Source organism: Nocardioides sp. GY 10127, assembly GCF_004919085.1.
GTDB lineage: Bacteria > Actinomycetota > Actinomycetes > Propionibacteriales > Nocardioidaceae > Nocardioides.
In genome coordinates this window covers 529,287-550,988 of the sequence record NZ_STGL01000003.1, presented here as the reverse complement: position 1 = coordinate 550,988, position 21,702 = coordinate 529,287, and the positions used below count along the sequence as shown (strand labels likewise).

Genomic DNA, 21,702 nt, shown 5'->3' with positions numbered 1-21,702 from the left:
CTGAAAGCGTCCTGAGACCCCTCCCTAACGTGACACGTGAAGGGCAGGGACGACGGAGTCCACGCCCACAGGGAGAGGGAGATTCCAATGCGCGCCACGCTCGACAAGTTCGCCTCCACCGTAGGCATCGCGCTCGTCGCGGTCCTGCTCGTCGCGGGCGGCCTGCTCACCTGGGCCAGCGGGTTCATCGGTGACCAGGTGTACAGCCAGCTGTCGGCCCAGAACATCACGATGCCCACCGAGGAGGCCTACGCGGACTTCCCGCAGGCCGACCAGGACGCCCTGGCGCCCTACGCCGGCGAGGCGCTCACCACCGGCGCCCAGGCCCGGGCCTACGCCGACCACTACATCGCCGTCCACATGGACGAGATGGCTGACGGCCAGACCTACAGCGAGATCAGCGGCCAGTACCTGGCCATGACCGACAAGCAGAAGGCCAGCGACGAGGGCGTCGCGCTCGGCCAGCTCCGCCAGACGCTGTTCATGGGCAACACCCTGCGCGGCCTGCTGCTCTACGGCTTCGCCTTCGCCACCATCGGCACCGTCGCCGGCTACGCCGCCGTCGCCAGCTTCGTCGGTGCGGGCATCATGCTGGTCCTCGTCGTCGCCGGCCTGCGGCACGCTCGCAAGGCCCAGGTCGAGGCCCCGGCCCAGACCCCCGCGGCCGCGGCGGTCTGACCCTCCGGCGACAGCCGGCAGCACTCAGCAGCACTCAGCAGCACTCAGTAGAACCCAGCACCACCGGGTGGGGCGTCCTCACACCACACCCGTCACCCAGCGCCGGTCCGGTTCCTCCGGGCCGGCGCTGCCGTGCGTCCGGCCCGGTCCAGGAGTCCGGGTCAGCGGGCCGGGACGTGCGTCTTGAGGAAGGTCTCGCGGACCAGGCCGCTGGAGCCCACCACGGTGACGACGACCCGCGCGGGCCCGGCGAGGACGTCGCGGGGGACGGGGACACGGACCTGCCGGCGCCCCGCGCCGACGTCGGTCGTCCGCTCGATGAGGAGCTGACCCCAGCGCTCGAGCCGGACGGTGACCCGGGCGCGGTCCGGCAGGACCAGGTCGGTGAGGACGCGGCGGCGTCCGTGGTGACGGCCGACCAGGGCCGCCAGCAGCGTCGGTGCCGGCTCGTCGGCGGCCGTCGTGCAGCCGACCGGGGCGAGCGGGGCCACCGCGGTGGAGGCGCACGCACGACTCTGTCGGTTCATGGCTGGCCTCCTCGTCGTCGGGGGCCCGGCGGGCCACCCTGTCTGAGAGGAGTCTCAGCGCCCGTGCTGTGGCGGTGCTGTGGTCGTACTGTCGTGCATGGGAGAACACTCCCGCGCGCCGTGTCAGCGCAGCGGTCGGACCAGCAGCGCGGTGCCCTCGCCCGCCACCCGCGTGAGCACGAGCGTCCCCTCCGTGTCCCCGCTGAGCGCGAGCCGCTTGCGCAGCTGCTCGGGCACGACGTCGACGCCCCGCTTCTTGATCTCAAGCCGGCCGATGCCCCGCTCGCGCAGGGCGGCGCGCAGGGGCTTCTCGCGGTAGGGCAGCTCCTCGAGCACCTCGTAGCCGCGGGCGAACGGGGTGGCCGGCGCCTCGTCGGAGGTGGTGTACGCGAGGTGCGGGTCCAGCAGCCCTCCGCCGGTGGCGGCGGCGACGGCGGTCACCAGCCCGGCCCGGATGACGGCGCCGTCCGGCTCGTGCAGGTAGCGGCCGACCGGGCGGACGCCCACGGCCGCGGCGCCCGGGTCGTCCTCCTCGGTGAGGGTCGCGAGCCCGCCGTCCCCGAGGACCGTGGCCCGGCGGCGGACGGTGGCGAGCCGACCCGACCACAGGGCCGCCTCCTTGACCTCGCCGTGGTCGGAGACCCACTCGGCCTCGACGTCGTCCGGCACGAGCTCGTGCGGGATGCCGGGGGCGACCTTGACGCACGCGTCGCGGCGCAGGAGGCCCTCCACGAACCGCCAGGGCGGCGTCCAGTCGTCCACCGAGAAGGACCGTCCCCGGGCCGAGCGTCGCGCGGGGTCGGCGAAGGCGACGTCGAAGGGGGAGGTGTCCACGGTGGTGGCGTCGGCGACCTGGACGGCGCCGGGCAGCCCCAGCGCGTCCAGGTTGGCCCGTGCCAGTGCGACCCGCACCGGGTCGAGGTCCACCCCGGCGACCAGCGCGCCGGTCTCGGCGGCGGCGACGAGGTCGCCGCCGATGCCGCAGCCCAGGTCGATGACCGTGCCGGCCTCGAACGCCCGCAGGCGGGCGGCGCGGTGCCGGGCGACGGAGAGCCGGGTCGCCTGCTCCAGGGCGTCCGGGGTGAAGTACATCCGGGCGGCCAGGGCACCCAGCTTCGCCTCGGCCCGCCGGCGCAGCCCGGCCTGGCTCAGGGCCAGCGACGTACGGTCGGGAGTGGCGCCGGGCACGGTGGTCCGCCGCAGGGCCGTCTGGGCCCGCAGCGGGTCGGGCTCGGCGTCGACGAGGGCGGTCGCCTCCGCGAGCAGCAGCTGCCCGTCGTCCGAGAGGAGCCAGGCGAGGTCGTCGAGATCCACCCGCAGATCCTGGCACCCGGGCCCCGAGGGCCGCGAGGCCGGTGCGCGGGACGGCGAGTGTCTGGCACTCACTGGGGGTGAGTGCTAGTTTCTCCTCTGGCACTCTCATGCCGAGTGTGCCAATGCTTGCGACTCGGTGCGACCCCCGCGACGGCGCGCCGAAGGGCTCGCAGGCACCTGACGTGAACAACTCACATCCGTGTGCAAGAAAGTGGAGGTCGACACCGTGTCGGTCAACATCAAGCCCCTCGAGGACCGCATCGTCGTCAAGCCGCTCGACGCCGAGCAGACCACCGCCTCCGGCCTGGTCATTCCGGACACCGCCAAGGAGAAGCCCCAGGAGGGCGAGGTCCTGGCCATCGGTCCGGGTCGCATCGACGACAACGGCAACCGCGTCCCGCTCGACGTGACGGTCGGCGACAAGGTCATCTACAGCAAGTACGGCGGCACCGAGGTCAAGTACGCCGGCGCCGAGTACCTGATCCTGTCCGCCCGCGACGTCCTCGCGGTCGTCGGCTGACGCACCTGGCACCCGCCCGGCGGCACTGCCGCCGGGCGCCAGGCACGTCAACCACGACACCACCGAGTGACTAGGAGGCACTGAGATGCCCAAGATCCTGGAGTTCGACGAGGACGCCCGCCGCGCGCTCGAGCGCGGCGTCGACGCCCTCGCCAACGCCGTCAAGGTGACGCTCGGCCCCAAGGGCCGCTACGTCGTCCTGGACAAGAAGTGGGGCGCCCCCACCATCACGAACGACGGCGTGACCGTCGCCCGTGAGATCGAGCTGGACGACCCGTTCGAGAACCTCGGCGCCCAGCTGACGAAGGAGGTCGCCACCAAGACCAACGACGTCGCGGGTGACGGCACCACCACCGCCACCGTGCTGGCCCAGGCGATGGTCCACGAGGGCCTGCGCGCCGTGGCCGCCGGTGCGAACCCGATGGCGCTCAAGCGCGGCATGGACGCGGCGGCCCAGGCCGTCGGCGAGGCCCTGCGCGCCTCGGCCCGCGAGGTCGAGTCGGTGGAGGACATGGCCTCCGTGGCCACCATCTCCAGCCGCGACACCCACATCGGTGACCTGCTCAGCCAGGCCTTCGACAAGGTCGGCAAGGACGGCGTGATCACCGTCGAGGAGTCCTCCTCGATGGGTACCGAGCTCGAGTTCACCGAGGGCATGCAGTTCGACAAGGGCTACCTGTCGCAGTACTTCGTGACCGACCCGGAGCGCATGGAGGCCGTCCTCGACGACCCCTACATCCTCCTCCACCAGGGCAAGATCAGCTCGGTCGCCGAGATGCTCCCCCTGCTCGAGAAGGTCATGGGCACCGGCAAGCCGCTGTTCATCCTCGCCGAGGACGTCGAGGGCGAGGCGCTCTCGACCCTGGTCGTGAACAAGATCCGCGGCACGTTCAACGCCGTCGCGGTGAAGTCCCCGGCCTTCGGTGACCGCCGCAAGGCGATGATGCAGGACATCGCGACCCTGACCGGCGGTCAGGTCGTCGCCCCCGAGGTCGGCCTCAAGCTCGACCAGGTGGGCCTCGAGGTCCTGGGCACCGCGCGCCGCGTGGTCGTCACCAAGGACAACACCACCATCGTCGACGGTGCCGGCGACGCCGCTGCCGTCGAGGGCCGCGTCGCGCAGATCAAGGCCGAGATCGAGAACACCGACTCCGACTGGGACCGCGAGAAGCTCTCCGAGCGCCTCGCGAAGCTGGCCGGCGGCGTGTGCGTGATCAAGGTCGGCGCCGCCACCGAGGTGGAGCTGAAGGAGAAGAAGCACCGCATCGAGGACGCGGTCTCCGCGACCCGCGCCGCCATCGAGGAGGGCATCGTCCCCGGCGGTGGCTCCGCGATCATCCACGCGGTCTCCGCGCTGGACGGCGAGCTCGGCCTCACCGGTGACGAGGCCGTCGGCGTGAAGGTGGTCCGCAAGGCCGTCGACGAGCCGCTGCGCTGGATCGCCGAGAACGGTGGCGAGAACGGCTACGTCGTCGTCACCAAGGTGCGCGAGCTCGGCGTGGGCAACGGCTACAACGCCGCCACCGGCGAGTACGGCGACCTGGTCGCCCAGGGCGTCCTGGACCCGGTCAAGGTCACCCGCTCCGCCCTCGTCAACGCGACCTCCATCGCCGCGATGCTGCTGACGACCGAGACCCTCGTCGTCGACAAGCCCGAGGACGAGGACGCCGCGCCGGCTGCTGCCGGCCACGGCCACGGCCACTGAGCCACCCTCCGCCGGCACCCGCTGCCGGCCCTCACGACGGCCCGTCCCGGCTCCTGCCGGGGCGGGCCGTCGCGCGTCGGGAGGCGACCGGTGACAGGGCCTCCCAGGGCCGTGTCGGCCCTCCGTCGCACGTCACACGGGGTGCGGCGAGGCCTGCCGGCGCGCGTGGGGGAGAATGAGCCGTCCCTCGAGCCAGGAGTTCCCCCATGACGCTGCTGTGGCGAGTCCGTGCCAGCCTGCCCGACCGCCCGGGCGCCCTCGCCGCGCTCGCCCAGCGCTGCGCCGAGGCCGGCGTCGACATCCGCCGGGTCCAGGTGTTCCCCGGCAACGACGAGGTGACCGACGAGCTCGTCCTCGCCACCGACGACACCTGGTCGGAGACCGGGGTGGCGGACCTCGTGACCTCCTCCGGCTGGCACCACCTCACGACCCAGTCGGTGACCGAGGCGGCCCTCACCGACCAGCCGACCCGCTTCGTGCAGGCCGCGCGCAGCATCCTGGCCCGGCCCAACAGCTTCCCCGAGGTCGTCGCGCAGCTCTTCGACGCCGAGACCGAGCCGCGCGACGACGACGGCCCGCCGCTGGACAGCATGGAGATGACCGTGGGCGACGTGCAGGTGCAGGTGCGCCGGCCCGTCCCGTTCACCGACATCGAGCGCGCCCGCGGCCTGGCGATGGCCGACCTCGTCAGCGACGTGCTCCAGCGCAGCAAGGAGAGCGCGGCCATCGCGGCGTCCTCCTCCCACCGCCGCCTCGGCAGCGGTGCCACCCCGAGCTTCCTGCCCGACGGCGACTCCGTCTCCGCCGTCGTGGACGGCGCCGTCGTCGGCCTGGCCACGGTGCAGGACCCCCTGGCCGAGGAGGACGACGTCCGGCCGGTCGCCCTGCGCGTCGACGCGGGCTGGCAGCGCCGCGGCATCGGCACCCGCCTGCTCGTCGACGCCGGCCGCATCGCCCGAGGCCTGGGCGCCAACGAGATCGTGCTGACGACCCGCTCCGACAACCAGGCCGTGCTGCCGATGGTGCTCGCGGCGGGGCTGCGCGGGCGCATCCGGATGGCCGGCGACGTGCTCACCGTCCGCGTCCCGGTGCGCGACCTCAAGCCCCTGGTCTGACCCCGGCCGGGTCAGGGGCCCGGCTCAGTGGGCCCGGGTCAGGGGCAGTGCGGCTGGAGCGCCGGTCGCTGCACGTCGTCCCGCACGTAGACGGCGACGTCGTCGCAGCCCGCGCCGGCGGGGGAGTAGCGGCGGTCGAGCACCGTCTGGACGCGCGCCCCCGGGCCGGGCGTCCAGGCGTCCAGCGGGACCTCGAGGACGACCCACGTCGGCCGGTCCGGGCCGGTCAGGAGCCGCCGCAGCTGCCCCAGGTCGGGGTCGAGCACCCGCATGGGGAGCGACCACAGGTAGGGGTAGGGGGCGTCGAGCCCGCTCGCCAGGACGACGTCCGCCCGACCGCCGTACACCGTGATCGTGTCGCCCGGCTGGGCCGCGGCGCCGACGGCCTCGCCGGTGGCCCACTCCTGCGTGGTGCCGCGCGCGGCGACGGCGCGGGCGCCCCACACGCCCAGCGAGACGACGCAGGAGAGCGCGGCGACCACCGCGGTGACCCGGACGTACCGGCCGCGCCGGGAGGTCCGACGCGCCAGCAGGCCGGTCGCCAGCGCGGCGCCCGGCACGAGCGGGAAGAGGTAGTCGCGCCAGTAGGAGCCGCCGAGGACGAGGGAGACCGCGTCCCAGGCCAGCAGGGCGGCGATCGCGCTGGTCACCACCGGGTCACGGGCCCACTCGCCGCGCGCGTTCGCCACGAACCCGCCGACGACGAGCCCCAGCCCGGCGAGCAGCCCCGCCAGCACGAGGATGCCCGCCCTGGTCAGCGGCGCGTCGGAGGGCTGCGCCGCGAGGACGGTCGCCGCCTCGCCACGGAAGCCGTAGACGGTCTCCCACAGGGTCCCCGGCCGCACGCCGGAGCCCAGCGCCCAGGCCACCTGGGCACCGATCGGCAGCGCGGCTCCGGCCAGCGCCGCGAGGGCCGCGACCACGAAGCGGCGCACCGACATCCGCCGGGACACCACCGCGGCCACCCCCAGGGCGGCCAGCAGCACCAGCCCGCCCGCCAGGTTCTGCTTCAGGCCGAGTGGAACACCAGCGCAGAAGCCCGCGACGAGGGAGAGCGCGGCCGTGACCGGGCGGCTCGGGGGGTGCGGGCCCACGCCCACCACCAGCAGGCCCAGCACCGCGGCCGCGAGCAGGAAGGGGACGGCGAGCACCTCGCCCTTCGTGGAGGCCACGTCGAGCAGCGGCGTGCTCAGGGCGGCGGCCGTGACGAGCGCGGACCAGCCGCCGGCGGTCCGGGTCGGGCGGTCGTCGGCCCAGGACCCGCCCGAGCCGGCTCCCGCGACCAGGCGGCCTGCGGGTGCGGCGAGCAGCACCGCGAGCCCGGACGTCACGGCGCCCAGCGCGCGGACCGCGTGCGTGCCGGCGAGGGCGTCGCCCGCACCGAAGAGCGCGATGACCAGCGGCGGGCGGTCGACGAAGTAGGGCCCGTAGAGGCTGTCCGGCTGCGGGTCCCACGAGCGCGCGACCAGCGTGAAGCCGGCCTCGTCCGCCTGGAGGACCAGCGCGAGGGAGAGCAGCCGCACGGCCACCACCCACGCGGCGAGCACCCAGGGGGCGGCGGGATGGGAGACCGCGCCGACGACGCGGGCCCACAGCGCGCGGGCCCGGGCGTGGTGAGGGGGAGTGGTCACGGGCGGCTCACGGGCCGATGGTGGCACGACGGGGCTGCGGAGCCCGGATCGAGCGGCCCGGGGCGCCCACGGCCACCCGCGGGGATCACGAGCGGATCAGGGCCGGTCCGGGCCGTCCACCAGGTGCAGGCCCGAGGTCATCCGGGCGATGGAGAGGCCGATGGACGAGGGGCTGGCGGTGCGCACGACGTCCTCCTCCTCCGTGGAGATGGCCGCGAGCGACTCGGCGCTGCGTCGGCCCAGGCCGCAGGTGAGGATGCGGATGCCCGCGTCGGTGAGGCGGGCGGCCGCCTGCTGCGCCGGTTCGAGGGGGCCGAGGTCCCCGTCGCAGAAGATCGCCAGGACGCGGTCCCGGGCCGGGGCGGCCGCCAGCAGCGCGTGCGCCCGCTCGAGGCAGGGGACGACGTCGGTCATCCCGCCCGCCGTCGCGGTGGCCAGCAGTCGGAGGGCCGGGTCGGGCTCCGCGGCGGGGGCGCTCTCGCCCTCGACGTCCCCGGACCACAGCAGCAGCCCCGCGAGGTAGCCGCCCTCGGTGGCCTCGCGCAGGAACCGCTCGCTCCCGTGCTGGGCCTGGCGCAGGAGGTGGCCGTGCATGGAGCCGCTCACGTCGAGGGCGAGGACGACGGCGCCCGCGGCCGTCCGCCCGCGCGCCCTGTCGGGCATCCAGCCCGTGGCGGGCGCGCCCGCGTCGGCGCGCAGCGAGCCTCGAGGCGCTGCGTGGTCCACGTGCTGTCTCCTCGTCGGGGCCGGGAGCTGTCGTACCGGGCCAGTATGACAGGGAAACCCCGACGCGGCCGGTGATCGTGCGTGCGGGCCCGCCGGGGTGAACAGACCGTGACGTCGCGTCCTCCCGGTCGTGGGGGCGGCGCGAGCGATGCGGGGATGGGCCGGGTGCGCGGGTAGCCTTGCCCGCGTGGAGCTCGGTGAGAAGTTCGCGACCCTCGGCCTGACCTACGACGACGTCCTGCTGCTGCCCGGCTACTCGGACCTGGCGCCCTCGGACATCGACACGACCTCGCGCCTGACGCGCGAGATCAGCCTCAAGGTCCCCCTGCTCTCGGCGGCGATGGACACCGTCACCGAGTCCCGCATGGCCATCGCCATGGCGCGCCAGGGCGGCATCGGCGTCCTGCACCGCAACCTGTCCATCGAGGACCAGGCGTACCAGGTGGACATGGTGAAGCGGACCCAGACGGGGATCATCTCCAACCCCGTGACCATCGGCCCGGACGCCACGCTCGAGGACCTCGACAAGCTCTGCGGCCAGTACCGCGTCTCGGGCCTGCCGGTCGTCGACGCGGCCAACACGCTCATCGGCATCATCACCAACCGCGACCTGCGCTTCACCCCGGTCGCGGAGTGGGCCACGACCAAGGTCTCCGAGGTCATGACGGCCCAGCCGCTGTTCACCGGCCCCGCCGACATCAGCAAGGAGGAGGCCACCGCGCTGCTGCGTCAGCACAAGCGCGAGCGCCTCCCGCTGGTCGACGCCGAGGGCAAGCTCGCCGGGCTCATCACGGTCAAGGACTTCGTCAAGGGCGAGCAGTTCCCCAAGGCGTCCTACGACGCCAGCGGTCGCCTGCTCGTCGGCGCGGCCATCGGCTACTTCGGGGACGCCTGGGAGCGCGCGACCACGCTCATCGACGCGGGCGTGGACGTCCTCGTCGCCGACACCGCCCACGGCCACGTCCGCATGCTGCTGGACATGGTGCGGCGCCTGAAGTCGGACCCGGCCACCAAGCACGTCCAGGTGATCGGCGGCAACGTCGCCACCCGCGACGGCGCCCAGGCGTTCGTCGACGCCGGGGTGGACGCCGTCAAGGTCGGCGTCGGCCCGGGCTCGATCTGCACCACCCGCGTCGTCACCGGCGTGGGCGTCCCGCAGGTCACCGCCGTGCACGAGGCCTCGCTCGCGGCGACGCCGGCCGGCATCCCGGTGATCGCCGACGGCGGCATGAAGCACTCCGGTGAGATCGCCAAGGCTCTCGTCGCGGGCGCCAGCACCGTCATGCTCGGCTCGCTGCTGGCCGGCTGCGAGGAGTCCCCGGGCGACCTCGTCTTCGTCAACGGCAAGCAGTTCAAGGCCTACCGCGGCATGGGCTCGCTGGGCGCGATGAGCAGCCGGGGCAAGAAGTCCTACTCCAAGGACCGCTACTTCCAGGCCGAGGTCACCAGCGACGACCAGATCGTGCCCGAGGGCGTCGAGGGTCAGGTCGCCTACCGCGGTCCGCTGGCCGCCGTGGCGCACCAGCTCATCGGCGGCCTGAACCAGTCGATGTTCTACGTCGGCGCGCGGACGGTCCCCGAGCTCCAGGAGAAGGGCAAGTTCGTCCGGATCACCCAGGCCTCGCTCACCGAGTCGCACCCGCACGGCGTGCAGATGACGGTCGAGGCGCCGAACTACACGGGCCGCTGAGCCCGCACACGCCGTGACGGACCCGCGCGTCGAGGAGTACCTGGCCGGACTGGCCGACCTCGACGCGCGGGTCCTGCCGCGCGTGCAGGAGGTGCGGTCGATCGTCGCCGAGCTCGCCCCGGAGGCCGTGGAGTCGTTCTCCTACGGCCTCGTGGGGTGGAAGCTGCGGCGCAAGCCGCTGCTCTACGTCGGTGGCTTCGCCCGGCACGTGGGCCTCTACGCCACGCCCTCGGGGCACGAGGCGTTCGCCGCGGAGCTCAGCCAGTACAAGCAGGGCAAGGGCTCCGTGCAGCTCCCGCTGGACCGCGACCTCCCGACCGACCTGGTCCGCCGGATCGTGGCGTTCCGGGTGGAGCAGGTGGCCGGAGGCTGACGGAACGGTGGGCCGGGCTCAGAGCTCGCCGGTCAGGAACTGGGCGCGGCCGTGGCCGAAGCTGCAGTCCTCGCGACCGTTGAGGGAGACGGCGACGACCAGGTCCTGCGGGCGGACGCCGGCCTTCTCCTCCAGCCGCTGCGCCAGCGCCGTGTAGAGGCTGGTCTTCTGCTCGGCGTCCCGCCCCTGCTGGAGGACCTGGACCAGCACCACCCCGTCGGGGTCGCGGTCGATCCCCAGGCCGCTGTCGCCGAGGATCATCCGCCCCGGCGGGTGCTCGGTGATCACCTGGTAGCGGTCGCCGTCGGGGGCGGCGAAGACGTCCTCCATGACTTCCTGGACGGCGTCCGCGAGCGCGCGGACCTCTCCGTCGGTACGACCCTGGACGAGCTCGATGCGTACGAGTGGCATGCCTCCACGTTTCCCCGCGGGGGCCGCAGTCGTGCCGCCCACCCGGGTGTGACCGTGGCCGCACCGCGGGGCAGCCCACCCCAGCAGTCGGGACCAGCAGTCGGGAGCAGCCGCCGGGAGCCCCTGGCAGGAGTGGCCGCCGCTTCCGGTCGGACGGCCCGGCGCGGGTAGGCTGCCAGCCGTGACCGAGATCCAGATCGGGCAGGCCAAGCGCGCCCGCCGCGCGTACTCCTTCGACGACGTCGCCATCGTGCCCTCGCGGCGCACGCGCGACCCCGAGGAGGTCAGCACCCACTGGCAGATCGACGCCTACCGGTTCGACATCCCCGTCCTCGCGGCGCCGATGGACTCCGTCATGTCGCCGGCCACCGCGATCGCCATGGGCAAGTTCGGCGGCCTCGGCGTCCTCAACCTCGAGGGCCTGTGGACCCGGTACGAGGACCCGACCGACCTGCTGGCCGAGGTGGCCGGGCTCGAGGGCCGCGAGGCCACCCGCCGCATGCAGGAGATCTACAGCGAGTCGGTGAAGCCCGAGCTCATCACCGAGCGGCTGCGCGAGATGCGCGCCGCCGGGGTGACGGTCGCGGGCTCCCTCTCGCCGCAGCGCACCAAGGAGTTCGCCAAGACGGTCGTGGACGCCGGCGTGGACATGTTCGTCATCCGCGGCACCACGGTGTCCGCCGAGCACGTCTCCAGCCAGGCCGAGCCGCTGAACCTCAAGGAGTTCATCTACGAGCTCGACGTGCCGGTCATCGTCGGCGGCTGCGCCACCCACCAGGCGGCGCTGCACCTGATGCGCACCGGCGCGGCCGGCGTCCTCGTGGGCTTCGGCGGCGGCGCCGCGCACACCTCCCGCACCGTCCTGGGCATCGCCGTCCCCATGGCCTCGGCCGTCGCGGACGTGGCCGCGGCCCGCCGCGACTACCTGGACGAGTCCGGCGGCCGCTACGTGCACGTCATCGCCGACGGGTCGATCGGTCGCTCCGGCGACATCGCCAAGGCGATCGCCTGCGGCGCGGACGCGGTGATGGTCGGCTCGCCGTTCGCGCGGGCCACCGACGCCCCGGGCCACGGCTTCCACTGGGGCACCGAGGCGCACCACTCCGAGCTGCCCCGCGGCGAGCGCGTCCAGTTCGAGGCGGTCGGGACGATGGAGGAGATCCTCTTCGGCCCCAGCCACGTCGCCGACGGCACGATGAACCTCATCGGCGCGCTCAAGCGCTCGATGGCGACCACGGGGTACACCGACCCCAAGGAGTTCCAGCGCGTGGGCGTCGTCCTCGACGCCTGAGGCCTCGCGGCCCGTGGGCCGGCCCTGCGGGGCCGGTCCGTCGTCCCCGGAAGTCGGTATCCGGACCGCCGTGTCCGTGATTGTGGTCACGTTCGTTCGCAGGACGTCTCTCAGGATGGTCCAGCCCGCCCGTGACTGGCAGGCTTGCGGCCCGTGACGAGACTGGTGGTGGCGGCGGGCCAAGCGGTGCCCGTGCCGGGGGACGTCGCGGCCAACGTGGCCCGCGCGGCGGACCTCGCGCGCCAGGCCGCTGCGCGCGGCGCCCGCCTGCTCGTCCTGCCCGAGGCGTTCCTCACCGGCTACGACCCGGCCGCCTTCGCCCCGGACGCGCTGGCCGCCGCCCCGCACGAGGGCGACCTCGCAGGGGCCTGGGCCGAGCCCCTGCGCACGGCCGCCGGGGAGACCGGCGTGAGCGTCCTCGTCTGCACCCCGCTGCGGCGTGCGGAGGGCACGACCCTCACGCTCCTGCTCGTCTCGCCCGACGGCAGCGTCGAGGCGGTGTACGACAAGCAGCACGTCGACCGCTCCGAGGCCGAGTGGTTCCGCGCGGGCGGCCCCGGCACCGCCGTGCTGGAGGTCGACGGGGTCCGGCTCGGCCTGGCCGTCTGCTACGACTCCCGCTTCCCGGAGCACGCCGCGGCCGCCGCAGCCGCGGGGGCCGACGCCTACGTCGTCTCCGCCGCCTACCTGGAGGGCTCGACCCTCGGCCGGGACGTCGCGCTGCCCGCCCGAGCCCTCGACAACGGCGTCTACGTGGTCGTGGCCGGCGCGCTGGGCGCGTGCGGCGGCGTGCCGCTCACGGGTGGCAGCGCCGTGCTCGACCCCGAGGGCCGACGGATCGCCGGGGTCGCCGACGACGACGGCGCCATGGCGCTGGCCGTGCTCGACACCGAGGTGCTCGCCGAGGTCCGCGCCCGGCAGACGATGGCGGCCGACCGGTTGCTCCCCGCGTCCGGCGACGGTGCGGCGTGAGCGGCGAGGTCAGCGGCACGGCACCGGCCAGGGGAGTGCCGGCCAGGGCGGTGCCGGCCAGGGCGGTGCCGCCCGAGGTGTCCGCGTACCTCGACCTGGTGCTCCGCTCCGACGCCGACGTGCACGAGCACGGCCCCTTCACGCTCTTCGCCGGCCGGGGTGCCTGGCAGTACTACGCCCGACCCCGTCGCCTCGCCGCCGGCGAGCCCACCACCTTCACGGCCGCCGACGTGCGCTCGCTGGGGTGGCTGCAGGACTCACTGGGCCTGCCCGCCTGCCTGGAGTGGCTCGAGGACGAGGCGCCGACCCTGGCCGGGGCCGCCCGCGAGGCCGGCCTCCAGGTGACCTCCCACCCGCTGCTCGTGCTCGCGCCGGGCGTCGAGCCAGTGAGCCCGCCGTGCGACCTGGTCGTGCGACTGCTGGACGCCGACGACCCCGACCTCCCCGCGGTGCACGCCGCCGTCGCGGCCGGGTTCGCCGGCACCGACGACGTCGCGGAGCGGGCGGCCGCGTCGGCGGAGACGGAGGACCCGTCCCTGGAGCAGGTGCGCCGGATGCTGCGCGCGGGCACCCGCGTCCAGGCCGGTGCCTTCGACGCGCAGGGGCGTGCGGTCGCGGGCGCGGCCCACCAGCCGCTCGGACCCGACGGGGGAGCCGCGGCCGGGGTGAGCGCCACCGAGGTCGTGGGCGTCGCGACCGTGCCGACGCACCGCGGCCAGGGTGCGGCGGCTGCGCTCACGGCCCTGCTGGCGCACGACGCCCGCTCGCGGGGGATCGGGACGGTCTTCTGCTCGGCCACGGACGAGGCCGTGGCGCGCGTCTACGCCCGGGTGGGCTTCGTGCGGGTCGGGACGGCGTGGGCCGCCGAGCCCTGCGAAGATCCCTCCTCGTGACCCGGACGGACGAGAACAGCCCCACCCAGCCGCACCCCGAAGACGTCGTCACCGTCCACACCGACGGCTCCTGCGCGCCCAACCCCGGACCCGGCGGCTGGGGTGCCCTGCTCCGCCAGGGCAGCCACGAGAAGGAGCTGTGGGGCGGCGAGGCGAGCACGACCACCAACAACCGGATGGAGCTCACCGCGCCGATCATGGCGCTGCGCGCCCTCAAGCGTCCCTGTCGCGTGGACGTCTACACGGACTCCTCCTACGTCCGCGGCGGGATCACGTCGTGGCTGCGCTCGTGGAAGCGCAACGGCTGGCAGACCTCGGCCAAGCAGCCCGTGAAGAACGAGGACCTGTGGCGGGCCCTGGACGAGGAGTGCGCGCGGCACGAGGTCCAGTGGCACTGGGTCAAGGGGCACGCGGGCGACGAGGGCAACGAGCGTGCGGACCGGCTGGCGAACCGGGGCCGCGAGGAGGCCGTGGCCGGCGGGTGAGAGGGCTCCGCGCCCTCGGCGGGGCGTCCCGTTGCTGAACGGATGTCAACAAGGGTCTCGTCAGGGAGACGGGCGTCACCTACGCTGCCAGGCATGACCGCCCCCCGCCCCGGTGACCCGCTGCTCGACGGTCCGCACGACCCCGAGCACGACCCCCGCGCCTCCTACGTCCTCGAGCCCAGCCACGTGGCCAGCCTGACCGGCCGCATCGTGGCCACCACGGGTCGCACCGCCGAGGTCCGCAGCCCCGTCAACGACGCGCCCCTCGCGCACGTCCCGCAGTCCTCGCCCGAGGACGTGGCGGAGGCCTTCGCACGCGCCCGCACGGCCCAGCAGGTGTGGGCCGGGACGCCGGCCGAGGCCCGCGCCGAGGTGCTGCTGCGCTTCCACGACCTGGTCCTGGAGCGGGCCGAGGAGGTCATGGACCTCATCTGCTGGGAGTCCGGCAAGGCGCGCACCCACGCCTTCGACGAGATCGGCCACGTGGCCCTCACGGCCCGCTACTACGCGCGGACCGGCGCCGGCACGCTCGCCCGGCGCCGGGTGCCCGGCGTGGTCCCCGGCCTGACGCGGGTCGAGGTGAACCGGGTCGCCAAGGGCGTCGTCGGCGTGATCAGCCCCTGGAACTACCCGTTCACGATGGCCCTGTGCGACGGCGTCGCCGCCGTCATGGCCGGCAACGCCGTGGTGCTCAAGCCCGACGCCCAGACGATGCTCACCGCCCTCCTCGGCGTGGAGCTCCTCGAGCTGGCCGGGGCCCCGCGCGGGCTGTGGCAGGTCGTGGCCGGGCCGGGCCCGGAGATCGGTGGCGCCGTCGTCGCGCACGCCGACTACGTCTGTTTCACGGGCTCGACGGCCACCGGTCGACGGATCGCCGCCGGCTGCGCCGAGCGGCTGATCGGCTGCTCGCTCGAGCTCGGCGGCAAGAACCCGATGCTGGTGCTGGCGGACGCCGACGTGGAGCGCGCCGCCGAGGGCGCCGTCCGCGCCTCCTTCTCCAACGCCGGCCAGCTGTGCGTCTCCACCGAGCGGATCTTCGTGGCCGACGCCGTCTACGAGGCCTTCGTCGACCGGTTCGTCGCGCGCACCCAGGCACTCTCGCTGGGAGCGGGCACCGGCTGGGGGATCGACGTGGGCTCGCTGGTCTCCGCGGCGCAGCTGGAGAAGGTGACCGCGCACGTGGACGACGCCGTCGCCCACGGCGCCGCCGTCCTCACCGGCGGACGCCACCGCCCCGACCTCGGGCCGTACGTCTTCGAACCGACCATCCTCGAGGGCGTGAACCCGTCGATGGCCTGCTTCGCCGAGGAGACCTTCGGGCCCGTGGTGGCCCTGCACCGGTTCACCGACGAGGCCGACGCCGTGGCCCGCGCCAACGAGGGCGACTTCGGGCTCAACGCCGCCGTCTTCGGCCGGGACGCCGCGCACGCCCGCCGGGTGGCACGCGCCCTGCACTGCGGCACCGTCAACGTGAACGAGGGCTTCGCGGCCACCTTCGGCTCCATCGCGGCGCCGATGGGCGGCATGCGCTCCTCCGGGCTGGGCCGCCGCCAGGGGGCCGAGGGCCTCCTGCGGTTCACCGAGTCCCAGTCGGTGGCGACGCAGCGCCTGCTGCCGCTCGCGCCCTCCCTCGGCCTGGACGACCGTCGCTACGCCGTCGCGCTCACCGCCGCCCTGCGCGCGATGAAGCGGCTGGGCCGCGCGTGAGCGGGGCGGACGGACAGGGGGGTCGGAACAGGCAGGACGACGGGCGGGACGCTCCCGTCGACGGGCTGGACTGCGACGTCCTGGTCGTCGGCTCGGGCTTCGGCGGCTCGGTCGCGGCCCTGCGGCTGGTCGAGAAGGGCTACCGCGTCGTGGTCGTCGAGGCCGGCCCGCGCTTCGAGGACTCCGACTTCTCCTCGGGCACGTTCGACCTCACGCGCTACCTGTGGGCGCCTCGTCTGGGCTGCTACGGCATCCAGCGGGTGGAGGCGCTCAAGGACACGCTGATCCTCGCCGGGGCCGGCGTGGGCGGCGGCTCGCTCGTCTACGCCAACACGCTCTACGAGCCCCCGCAGCCCTTCTACGACGACCCGCAGTGGCGCGACATCACCGACTGGCGCGCCGAGCTGGCCCCGTACTACGACCAGGCCAAGCGGATGCTCGGCGTGGTGCAGAACCCCGAGACCACGCCGGCCGACGAGGTGATGCGCGCGGTGGCCGAGGACATGGGCGTGGGGGAGACGTTCCACCCCACCCCGGTCGGGGTCTTCTTCGGCGGCCCGGGGCAGGACCCCGACACCGCGGTGCCCGACCCGTTCTTCGGCGGGGAGGGCCCGGACCGGAACCCCTGTCGCAGCTGCGGGGAGTGCATGAGCGGCTGCCGGCACAACGCGAAGAACACCCTGGTGAAGAATTACCTGCACCTGGCCGAGAAGAAGGGCGCCCGCGTCCTGCCGCTCACCACGGTCACCCGCGTGCGGCCGCGTGCCGGTGGCGGCTACGAGGTGAGCCTGCGCTGGACGAAGGCCCGGCGCGCCACCCGGCGCAGCACCCGGGTGGTCACGGCCGGGCAGGTCGTCCTGGCCGCGGCCGCGCTGGGCACGCAGAAGCTGCTGCACCGGATGAAGGACGAGGGCCACCTGCCGGGCCTCTCCGACCGGCTCGGGTACCTCTCCCGCACCAACTCGGAGTCGATCCTCGGGGCGATCGGGCCGGCCGGCTCCGACGTCGACTTCAGCCGGGGTGTGGCCATCACGTCGTCCTGGCACCCGGACGCCGACACCCACATCGAGCCCTGCCGCTACGGCCACGGCTACAACGCGATGTCGCTGCTCCAGACCGTCCTCACCGACGGTGACGGCCCCCGGCCGCGCTGGCAGACGTGGCTCCAGGAGCTCTGGCGGCAGCGCCGGAGCGTGGCGGACCTCTACGACCTGCGGCACTGGTCGGAGCGGTCGGTCATCGCGCTGGTGATGCAGAGCCTGGACAACTCGATCACCACCTACGGCACGCGCGGTCCGCTCGGCTGGCGGCTCACCTCGAAGCAGGGGCACGGCGCCCCCAACCCCACCTGGATCCCGGTCGCCAACGAGGCGGTGCGCCGCATCGCCGAGAAGATCGGGGGCACCCCGGGAGGCACGGTGGGGGAGCCGTTCAACCGGCCGCTCACCGCGCACTTCATCGGCGGCTGCGCGATCGGCAGCACGCCGGAGCAGGGCGTCGTCGACCCTTACCAGCGGGTCTTCGGGCATCCCGGGCTGCACGTCGTCGACGGCTCGGCGATCAGCGCGAACCTCGGCGTGAACCCCTCGCTCACCATCACGGCGCAGGCCGAGCGGGCGATGGCCCTGTGGCCCAACAGGGGGGACGCCGACCCGCGACCGTCCCTGGGCGAGGAGTACCGGCCCGTGGCGCCGGTGGCCCCGCGCTCGCCGGCGGTGCCGCCCTCGGCACCGGCCGCCCTGCGGCTGCCGATCGTCGACGTGAGCTGAGCCGTCGCGCGGCGGCTCCGGGGCACGCCCGTCCACTGGTCTGGACCGGTCCGGAGCCGCCCGTGACCCCTGCCCGGCGGCCTCGTTGACCCGTGCAGACCCGGCCACGCTCCCTCCCACCCAACCAGGCCGGGTCCGTCCCTCGTCCAGGCACCGTCCCCAGCACGGTGCGTGGACGCGACAGGGCCCGGCCACCTCCCTCCCCGGCCGGGCCCTGGTGCATTTCGCTCCGGGGGCGTGGGGACCGGGCCTGGTTAGGGGCAGGCCCGGCACCCACGTCCTCGGAAACCCTGCCCCGCCCACGCGCCTGCCCCGCCCACGCGCCTGCCCCGCCCACGCGCCCGGCCCGTCCACGCCGTCCAGCCTGTGCAGCCCGTCCAGCGGCGGCCGCCGGTGCGGCTCCCGGGAGGGTCCGCGGCTAGGCTTCCGCCATGAGCGAGGCCCCCACGGTGACCCCGGAGCAGAGCGCCCGCGACGAGCACGACCTCGTCCTCGTCGTCGACTTCGGCGCCCAGTACGCCCAGCTGATCGCCCGCCGGGTCCGCGAGGCCCGCGTCTACTCCGAGATCGTGCCCCACACGATGCCGGTCGAGGAGATGCTGGCGCGCCGGCCGGCCGCGATCATCCTCTCCGGTGGGCCGAGCTCGGTCTACGCCGAGGGCGCCCCCGGCATCGACGCCGCCGTCTTCACGTCGGGCGTCCCCGTGTTCGGCATGTGCTACGGCTTCCAGCTCATGGCCCGGGGCCTGGGCGGCGAGGTCGCCGCCACCGGCGCCCGCGAGTACGGCCGCACCCCGGTCTCGGTCTCGGAGTCGGGCACGCTGCTCGCCGGCGTCCCCGCCGAGCACCGGGTCTGGATGAGCCACGGCGACTCCGTCACCGGCGCCCCCGAGGGGTTCTCGGTCCTCGCCTCCACCACCGTCACCCCGGTCGCCGCCTTCGAGGACGTCTCGCGCCGGCTGGCCGGCGTCCAGTGGCACCCCGAGGTGCTGCACTCCGAGCACGGTCAGACGGTGCTCGAGCAGTTCCTCGTCGACATCGCCGGCTGCCGCCAGACCTGGACGATCGGCAACATCGCCGAGGAGCAGATCGCCCGCGTGCGCGAGCAGATCGGCGAGCGCGGCCACGCGATCTGCGGCCTGTCCGGCGGCGTCGACTCCGCCGTGGCGGCAGCCATCGTGCAGCGCGCCATCGGCGACCGGCTCACGTGCGTCTACGTCGACCACGGCCTCATGCGGGCCGGCGAGACCGAGCAGATCGAGCGCGACTTCGTGGCCGCCACCGGTGCCCAGCTGGTCGTCGTCGACGCGGAGAAGCAGTTCCTGGACGCCCTCGCCGGCGTCACCGAGCCCGAGGCCAAGCGCAAGATCATCGGCCGCGAGTTCATCCGGACCTTCGAGGCGGCCCAGGCCGACATCCTCGGCGCGGACCCCGACGCCACCGAGGGCCCCGACAAGATCGCCTTCCTCGTGCAGGGCACGCTCTACCCGGACGTCGTGGAGTCCGGCGGCGGCGCGGGCACCTCGAACATCAAGAGCCACCACAACGTCGGCGGGCTGCCGGACGACCTCGAGTTCGAGCTCGTCGAGCCGCTGCGCGAGCTGTTCAAGGACGAGGTGCGCGCCGTCGGTGCCCAGCTCGGCCTGCCGGACGTCATCGTGCAGCGCCAGCCGTTCCCCGGGCCGGGCCTCGGCATCCGGATCATCGGCGAGGTCAACCGGCACAACCTGGACATCCTGCGCGCGGCCGACGCCATCGCCCGCGAGGAGATGACCCGCGCCGGCCTCGACCGCGACATCTGGCAGATGCCGGTCGTCCTGCTCGCGGACGTCCGCTCCGTCGGCGTCCAGGGTGACGGCCGCACCTACGGCCACCCGGTGGTGCTGCGGCCCGTCACGTCCGAGGACGCGATGACCGCCGACTGGGCCCGACTGCCGTACGAGGTGCTCGAGACCATCTCGACCCGGATCACCAACGAGGTGCCCGAGGTCAACCGCGTCACCGTCGACATCACCTCGAAGCCGCCGGGCACCATCGAGTGGGAGTGACCCCCGCCGCCTGACCGGCTCCGGCCGGTCGTCGGCGCGTGCGAACGGGGAGGTTGCCCGGGACGTGGTCCCGGGCAACCTCCCCGTTCGTGCGTCAGCGCGCCTCGCTCGGAGGGAGCCGGCTCAGCGTCCGGCGGCCTTCGCGGCCTTCCGGCGCTGCTTCTCCACCTTCTTGGCCCGGCGCCGCAGCTGCATGATCCGCAGCGAGCCGCCCAGGGCGGTGAACAGGATGCCGGCAGCGAAGGCCACGAGGATGACCACGGCGACCGGGAACTCCCCGGTCCAGGTGAGGAACGAGACGCTGGTCGAGGCCGTGTTCTGGGCGACGAAGACGACCACCAGGATCAGCACGAGGCCCAGGCCGACCGTGGCGGCGTAGAACGCGCCGGTGCGCGAGCCGCGCAGCGGGTCCTGCTCGGGGTGGGACGGCGCGGTGGGCGTGCTGGAGCGGGGCTCCTCCACGGTGCCGGTGCCGGTGGTCGGCTCGACGGACGCCTCGGGGGCGGTGGTCGGCTCGACGCCGGCGCCCTCGTCGAGGGTGAGGTGCTCGGGGTGGTTGCTGGTCATCGGTCTCTCCTTGCCGCGTGTGGGGCCCGCTGCTCAGGGACGCGCGTGCTCCGCAGGTCTCGTGCCCGGCCCCGCGGCCCCGGAAACCACCCTCGCGGTGGGGGCGGACGACGTCGTGCTGGTCTGGACCGCGACAGGAGATCCTGTCCCCGGCGCCGCGGTTGTTGTACCTTCTACTACGAACCGCTGGTGACCCGAGACGCCAGCGGTTCTCTACTTTTTCCAGGTCCCCCGCGGGTCTCCCGCACGGTGTCGGACCCGGCGGTCGTCAGGTCCTCAGGCGGGGTCTTTCGCCCCTCCGCCGTCTCGCCGGACGGGCGCACAGTGAAGTCATGCTGGTCCATGAGGTCATGACGTCCCGGCCGATCTCCATCGGCCCTCGCACCCGGGTGAAGGCCGCGATGCGGCTGCTGGCGACGAACAAGCTCACCAGTCTCCCGGTCGTCACCGCAGAGGGGGTGCTCGTCGGGATCGTCAGCGAGGCCGACCTCCTGCGCGACGCGCTCTCCCCGGACGTGCGGGCCCGCGTCTGGCCCACGCACGTCCCCGAGCCGACCCACGACCGGCCGGAGCACGTCGAGGACGTGATGAACCCGCACGTCGTGACCGTGCACCCGAGCACCGACCTCGCCGTGGCCGTCGAGCTGCTCACGAGCATGGGGGCCAAGTCCCTGCCGGTGCTCGACGCGGCCGGCCAGGTCGTCGGCGTGATCTCCCGCAGCGACGTGGTGCGGGTGCTGGCCCGCAGCGACGCCGACCTGGAGCGCGACCTCGACGCGGAGCTCGTGCAGCTGGGGCACCCGGACTGGCTGGTCGAGGTCCGCGACGGCGTCGCTCAGGTCGAGGGCCCCATGGGGCCGGGGGAGCGGGCGCTGGCCGAGCTGGCCGGCCACGACGTCCCCGGCGTCACCGAGGTGCACGTCCACTGAGTCAGGCGACGGGTCAGGCGACGGGTCAGGCGACGGGTCGGACGACGGGCCCGGGGACGACAAGAGCCCCGGACGCGTCGCGTCCGGGGCTCCGGCCCCGTTCCGGGCCCGGTGTCCGCGTGCGGTGCCCGCTGAGGGGGTGCCGCACCGGACGCCGGGTCCGGTTCACGAGCGCAGGGCTCGTGCGGGTGCTCACGTGAAGATCGAGACACCGCCCGGGCCCACCAGCAGCCCGACGACGATCAGGACGATCCCCCACAGGATCGCGCCCTTGAACAGGTTGAAGATGCCGCCGATGACGAGCACGACGGCGATGATCCACAGGATGAGGTCAAGCATCGTTCTTTCTTC

Annotated in this window: 21 protein-coding genes; 14 read left to right on the top strand and 7 right to left on the bottom strand. The window is 74.1% G+C overall.

The features are described 5' to 3' along the window. Positions 1 to 87 precede the first annotated feature (87 nt). Positions 88 to 678 (top strand): hypothetical protein, encoded by a 591-nt coding sequence (locus tag E8D37_RS06160; protein ID WP_136568860.1) that lies wholly within the window; start codon positions 88 to 90, stop codon positions 676 to 678. Between the two features lie 161 nt (positions 679 to 839). On the opposite strand, the gene E8D37_RS06155 is transcribed toward E8D37_RS06160, so the two are convergent. Together E8D37_RS06155 and E8D37_RS06150 are read right to left on the bottom strand one after the other, a co-directional pair. Next, positions 840 to 1,205, bottom strand: coding sequence for a hypothetical protein (locus E8D37_RS06155; protein ID WP_136568859.1), 366 nt, complete (start codon positions 1,203 to 1,205; stop codon positions 840 to 842). 123 nt (positions 1,206 to 1,328) lie between these two features. Next, complete coding sequence (locus E8D37_RS06150) at positions 1,329 to 2,519, bottom strand: class I SAM-dependent methyltransferase (protein WP_136568858.1); 1,191 nt, start codon at positions 2,517 to 2,519, stop codon at positions 1,329 to 1,331. Positions 2,520 to 2,745: 226 nt separating this feature from the next. Between E8D37_RS06150 and groES the strand changes: the two genes are divergently transcribed. From groES to E8D37_RS06135, 3 genes are all read left to right on the top strand, one after another. Then, complete coding sequence (gene groES / locus E8D37_RS06145) at positions 2,746 to 3,039, top strand: co-chaperone GroES (protein WP_136569072.1); 294 nt, start codon at positions 2,746 to 2,748, stop codon at positions 3,037 to 3,039. Between the two features lie 85 nt (positions 3,040 to 3,124). After that, positions 3,125 to 4,744 carry a chaperonin GroEL gene (groL, locus tag E8D37_RS06140; protein ID WP_136568857.1) on the top strand — a complete coding sequence of 540 codons (1,620 nt, stop codon included), beginning with the start codon at positions 3,125 to 3,127 and terminating at the stop codon, positions 4,742 to 4,744. A 206-nt stretch (positions 4,745 to 4,950) separates the two neighbouring features. Next, positions 4,951 to 5,859 (top strand): GNAT family N-acetyltransferase, encoded by a 909-nt coding sequence (locus E8D37_RS06135; protein ID WP_136568856.1) that lies wholly within the window; start codon positions 4,951 to 4,953, stop codon positions 5,857 to 5,859. Positions 5,860 to 5,897: 38 nt separating this feature from the next. Here E8D37_RS06135 and E8D37_RS06130 read toward each other — a convergent pair whose 3' ends face one another. Next, on the bottom strand, positions 5,898 to 7,490 hold the full coding sequence (locus E8D37_RS06130; RefSeq protein WP_136568855.1) for a hypothetical protein: 1,593 nt from the start codon (positions 7,488 to 7,490) through the stop codon (positions 5,898 to 5,900). A gap of 96 nt (positions 7,491 to 7,586) precedes the next feature. Beyond that, entirely contained in the window at positions 7,587 to 8,216 is a 630-nt protein-coding gene (locus E8D37_RS06125; RefSeq protein WP_136568854.1) for a vWA domain-containing protein, read from the bottom strand. A gap of 187 nt (positions 8,217 to 8,403) precedes the next feature. Between E8D37_RS06125 and guaB the strand changes: the two genes are divergently transcribed. Both guaB and E8D37_RS06115 read left to right on the top strand, forming a co-directional pair. After that, positions 8,404 to 9,906 carry an IMP dehydrogenase gene (gene guaB / locus E8D37_RS06120; RefSeq protein WP_240770217.1) on the top strand — a complete coding sequence of 501 codons (1,503 nt, stop codon included), beginning with the start codon at positions 8,404 to 8,406 and terminating at the stop codon, positions 9,904 to 9,906. A 13-nt stretch (positions 9,907 to 9,919) separates the two neighbouring features. Continuing rightward, positions 9,920 to 10,279: a DUF1801 domain-containing protein gene (locus E8D37_RS06115; protein WP_136568852.1), complete on the top strand. Its 360-nt coding sequence runs from the start codon at positions 9,920 to 9,922 to the stop codon at positions 10,277 to 10,279. An 18-nt stretch (positions 10,280 to 10,297) separates the two neighbouring features. Here E8D37_RS06115 and E8D37_RS06110 read toward each other — a convergent pair whose 3' ends face one another. Beyond that, the gene (locus E8D37_RS06110; RefSeq protein ID WP_136568851.1) at positions 10,298 to 10,690 is read right to left on the bottom strand and encodes a tautomerase family protein; all 393 of its coding nucleotides are present in this window, start codon (positions 10,688 to 10,690) and stop codon (positions 10,298 to 10,300) included. Between the two features lie 181 nt (positions 10,691 to 10,871). Here E8D37_RS06110 and E8D37_RS06105 point away from each other — a divergent pair, with 181 nt between their 5' ends. From E8D37_RS06105 to guaA, 7 genes are all read left to right on the top strand, one after another. Continuing rightward, the gene (locus E8D37_RS06105) at positions 10,872 to 11,981 is read left to right on the top strand and encodes a GuaB3 family IMP dehydrogenase-related protein (RefSeq protein ID WP_136568850.1); all 1,110 of its coding nucleotides are present in this window, start codon (positions 10,872 to 10,874) and stop codon (positions 11,979 to 11,981) included. Positions 11,982 to 12,134: 153 nt separating this feature from the next. Further along, positions 12,135 to 12,953: a carbon-nitrogen hydrolase family protein gene (locus tag E8D37_RS06100; RefSeq protein ID WP_168929641.1), complete on the top strand. Its 819-nt coding sequence runs from the start codon at positions 12,135 to 12,137 to the stop codon at positions 12,951 to 12,953. After that, positions 12,950 to 13,846, top strand: coding sequence for a GNAT family N-acetyltransferase (locus tag E8D37_RS06095; RefSeq protein ID WP_136568848.1), 897 nt, complete (start codon positions 12,950 to 12,952; stop codon positions 13,844 to 13,846). The genes E8D37_RS06100 and E8D37_RS06095 overlap by 4 nt, the downstream gene beginning before the upstream one ends. Beyond that, positions 13,843 to 14,331, top strand: coding sequence for a ribonuclease HI (rnhA, locus tag E8D37_RS06090; protein ID WP_136568847.1), 489 nt, complete (start codon positions 13,843 to 13,845; stop codon positions 14,329 to 14,331). Before E8D37_RS06095 ends, rnhA begins: the two co-directional genes overlap by 4 nt. A gap of 93 nt (positions 14,332 to 14,424) precedes the next feature. After that, positions 14,425 to 16,038: a succinic semialdehyde dehydrogenase gene (locus E8D37_RS06085; RefSeq protein ID WP_136568846.1), complete on the top strand. Its 1,614-nt coding sequence runs from the start codon at positions 14,425 to 14,427 to the stop codon at positions 16,036 to 16,038. Between the two features lie 65 nt (positions 16,039 to 16,103). After that, positions 16,104 to 17,807 carry a GMC family oxidoreductase gene (locus E8D37_RS06080; protein WP_136569071.1) on the top strand — a complete coding sequence of 568 codons (1,704 nt, stop codon included), beginning with the start codon at positions 16,104 to 16,106 and terminating at the stop codon, positions 17,805 to 17,807. A 431-nt stretch (positions 17,808 to 18,238) separates the two neighbouring features. Next, on the top strand, positions 18,239 to 19,855 hold the full coding sequence (guaA, locus tag E8D37_RS06075; RefSeq protein ID WP_136568845.1) for a glutamine-hydrolyzing GMP synthase: 1,617 nt from the start codon (positions 18,239 to 18,241) through the stop codon (positions 19,853 to 19,855). 123 nt (positions 19,856 to 19,978) lie between these two features. On the opposite strand, the gene E8D37_RS06070 is transcribed toward guaA, so the two are convergent. Continuing rightward, the gene (locus tag E8D37_RS06070; RefSeq protein ID WP_136568844.1) at positions 19,979 to 20,422 is read right to left on the bottom strand and encodes a LapA family protein; all 444 of its coding nucleotides are present in this window, start codon (positions 20,420 to 20,422) and stop codon (positions 19,979 to 19,981) included. Positions 20,423 to 20,754: 332 nt separating this feature from the next. Here E8D37_RS06070 and E8D37_RS06065 point away from each other — a divergent pair, with 332 nt between their 5' ends. After that, on the top strand, positions 20,755 to 21,351 hold the full coding sequence (locus tag E8D37_RS06065) for a CBS domain-containing protein (RefSeq protein WP_136568843.1): 597 nt from the start codon (positions 20,755 to 20,757) through the stop codon (positions 21,349 to 21,351). Between the two features lie 192 nt (positions 21,352 to 21,543). Here E8D37_RS06065 and E8D37_RS19735 read toward each other — a convergent pair whose 3' ends face one another. Continuing rightward, a complete protein-coding gene (locus E8D37_RS19735; protein ID WP_168929639.1) occupies positions 21,544 to 21,690 on the bottom strand; it encodes a GPGG-motif small membrane protein in 147 nt (48 codons plus the stop codon). Positions 21,691 to 21,702: the final 12 nt, after the last annotated feature.

What these genes read in the sequence shown, in the direction of transcription:
- E8D37_RS06135 (WP_136568856.1), top strand. Translation starts at nt 4,951, where the DNA reads ATGACGCTGCTGTGGCGAGTCCGTGCCAGCCTGCCCGACCGCCCGGGC.
- E8D37_RS06155 (WP_136568859.1), bottom strand. Translation starts at nt 1,205, where the DNA reads ATGAACCGACAGAGTCGTGCGTGCGCCTCCACCGCGGTGGCCCCGCTC.
- E8D37_RS06065 (WP_136568843.1), top strand. Translation starts at nt 20,755, where the DNA reads ATGCTGGTCCATGAGGTCATGACGTCCCGGCCGATCTCCATCGGCCCT.
- E8D37_RS19735 (WP_168929639.1), bottom strand. Translation starts at nt 21,690, where the DNA reads ATGCTTGACCTCATCCTGTGGATCATCGCCGTCGTGCTCGTCATCGGC.
- groL (WP_136568857.1), top strand. Translation starts at nt 3,125, where the DNA reads ATGCCCAAGATCCTGGAGTTCGACGAGGACGCCCGCCGCGCGCTCGAG.
- E8D37_RS06070 (WP_136568844.1), bottom strand. Translation starts at nt 20,422, where the DNA reads ATGACCAGCAACCACCCCGAGCACCTCACCCTCGACGAGGGCGCCGGC.
- guaA (WP_136568845.1), top strand. Translation starts at nt 18,239, where the DNA reads ATGAGCGAGGCCCCCACGGTGACCCCGGAGCAGAGCGCCCGCGACGAG.
- E8D37_RS06085 (WP_136568846.1), top strand. Translation starts at nt 14,425, where the DNA reads ATGACCGCCCCCCGCCCCGGTGACCCGCTGCTCGACGGTCCGCACGAC.
- E8D37_RS06160 (WP_136568860.1), top strand. Translation starts at nt 88, where the DNA reads ATGCGCGCCACGCTCGACAAGTTCGCCTCCACCGTAGGCATCGCGCTC.
- E8D37_RS06110 (WP_136568851.1), bottom strand. Translation starts at nt 10,690, where the DNA reads ATGCCACTCGTACGCATCGAGCTCGTCCAGGGTCGTACCGACGGAGAG.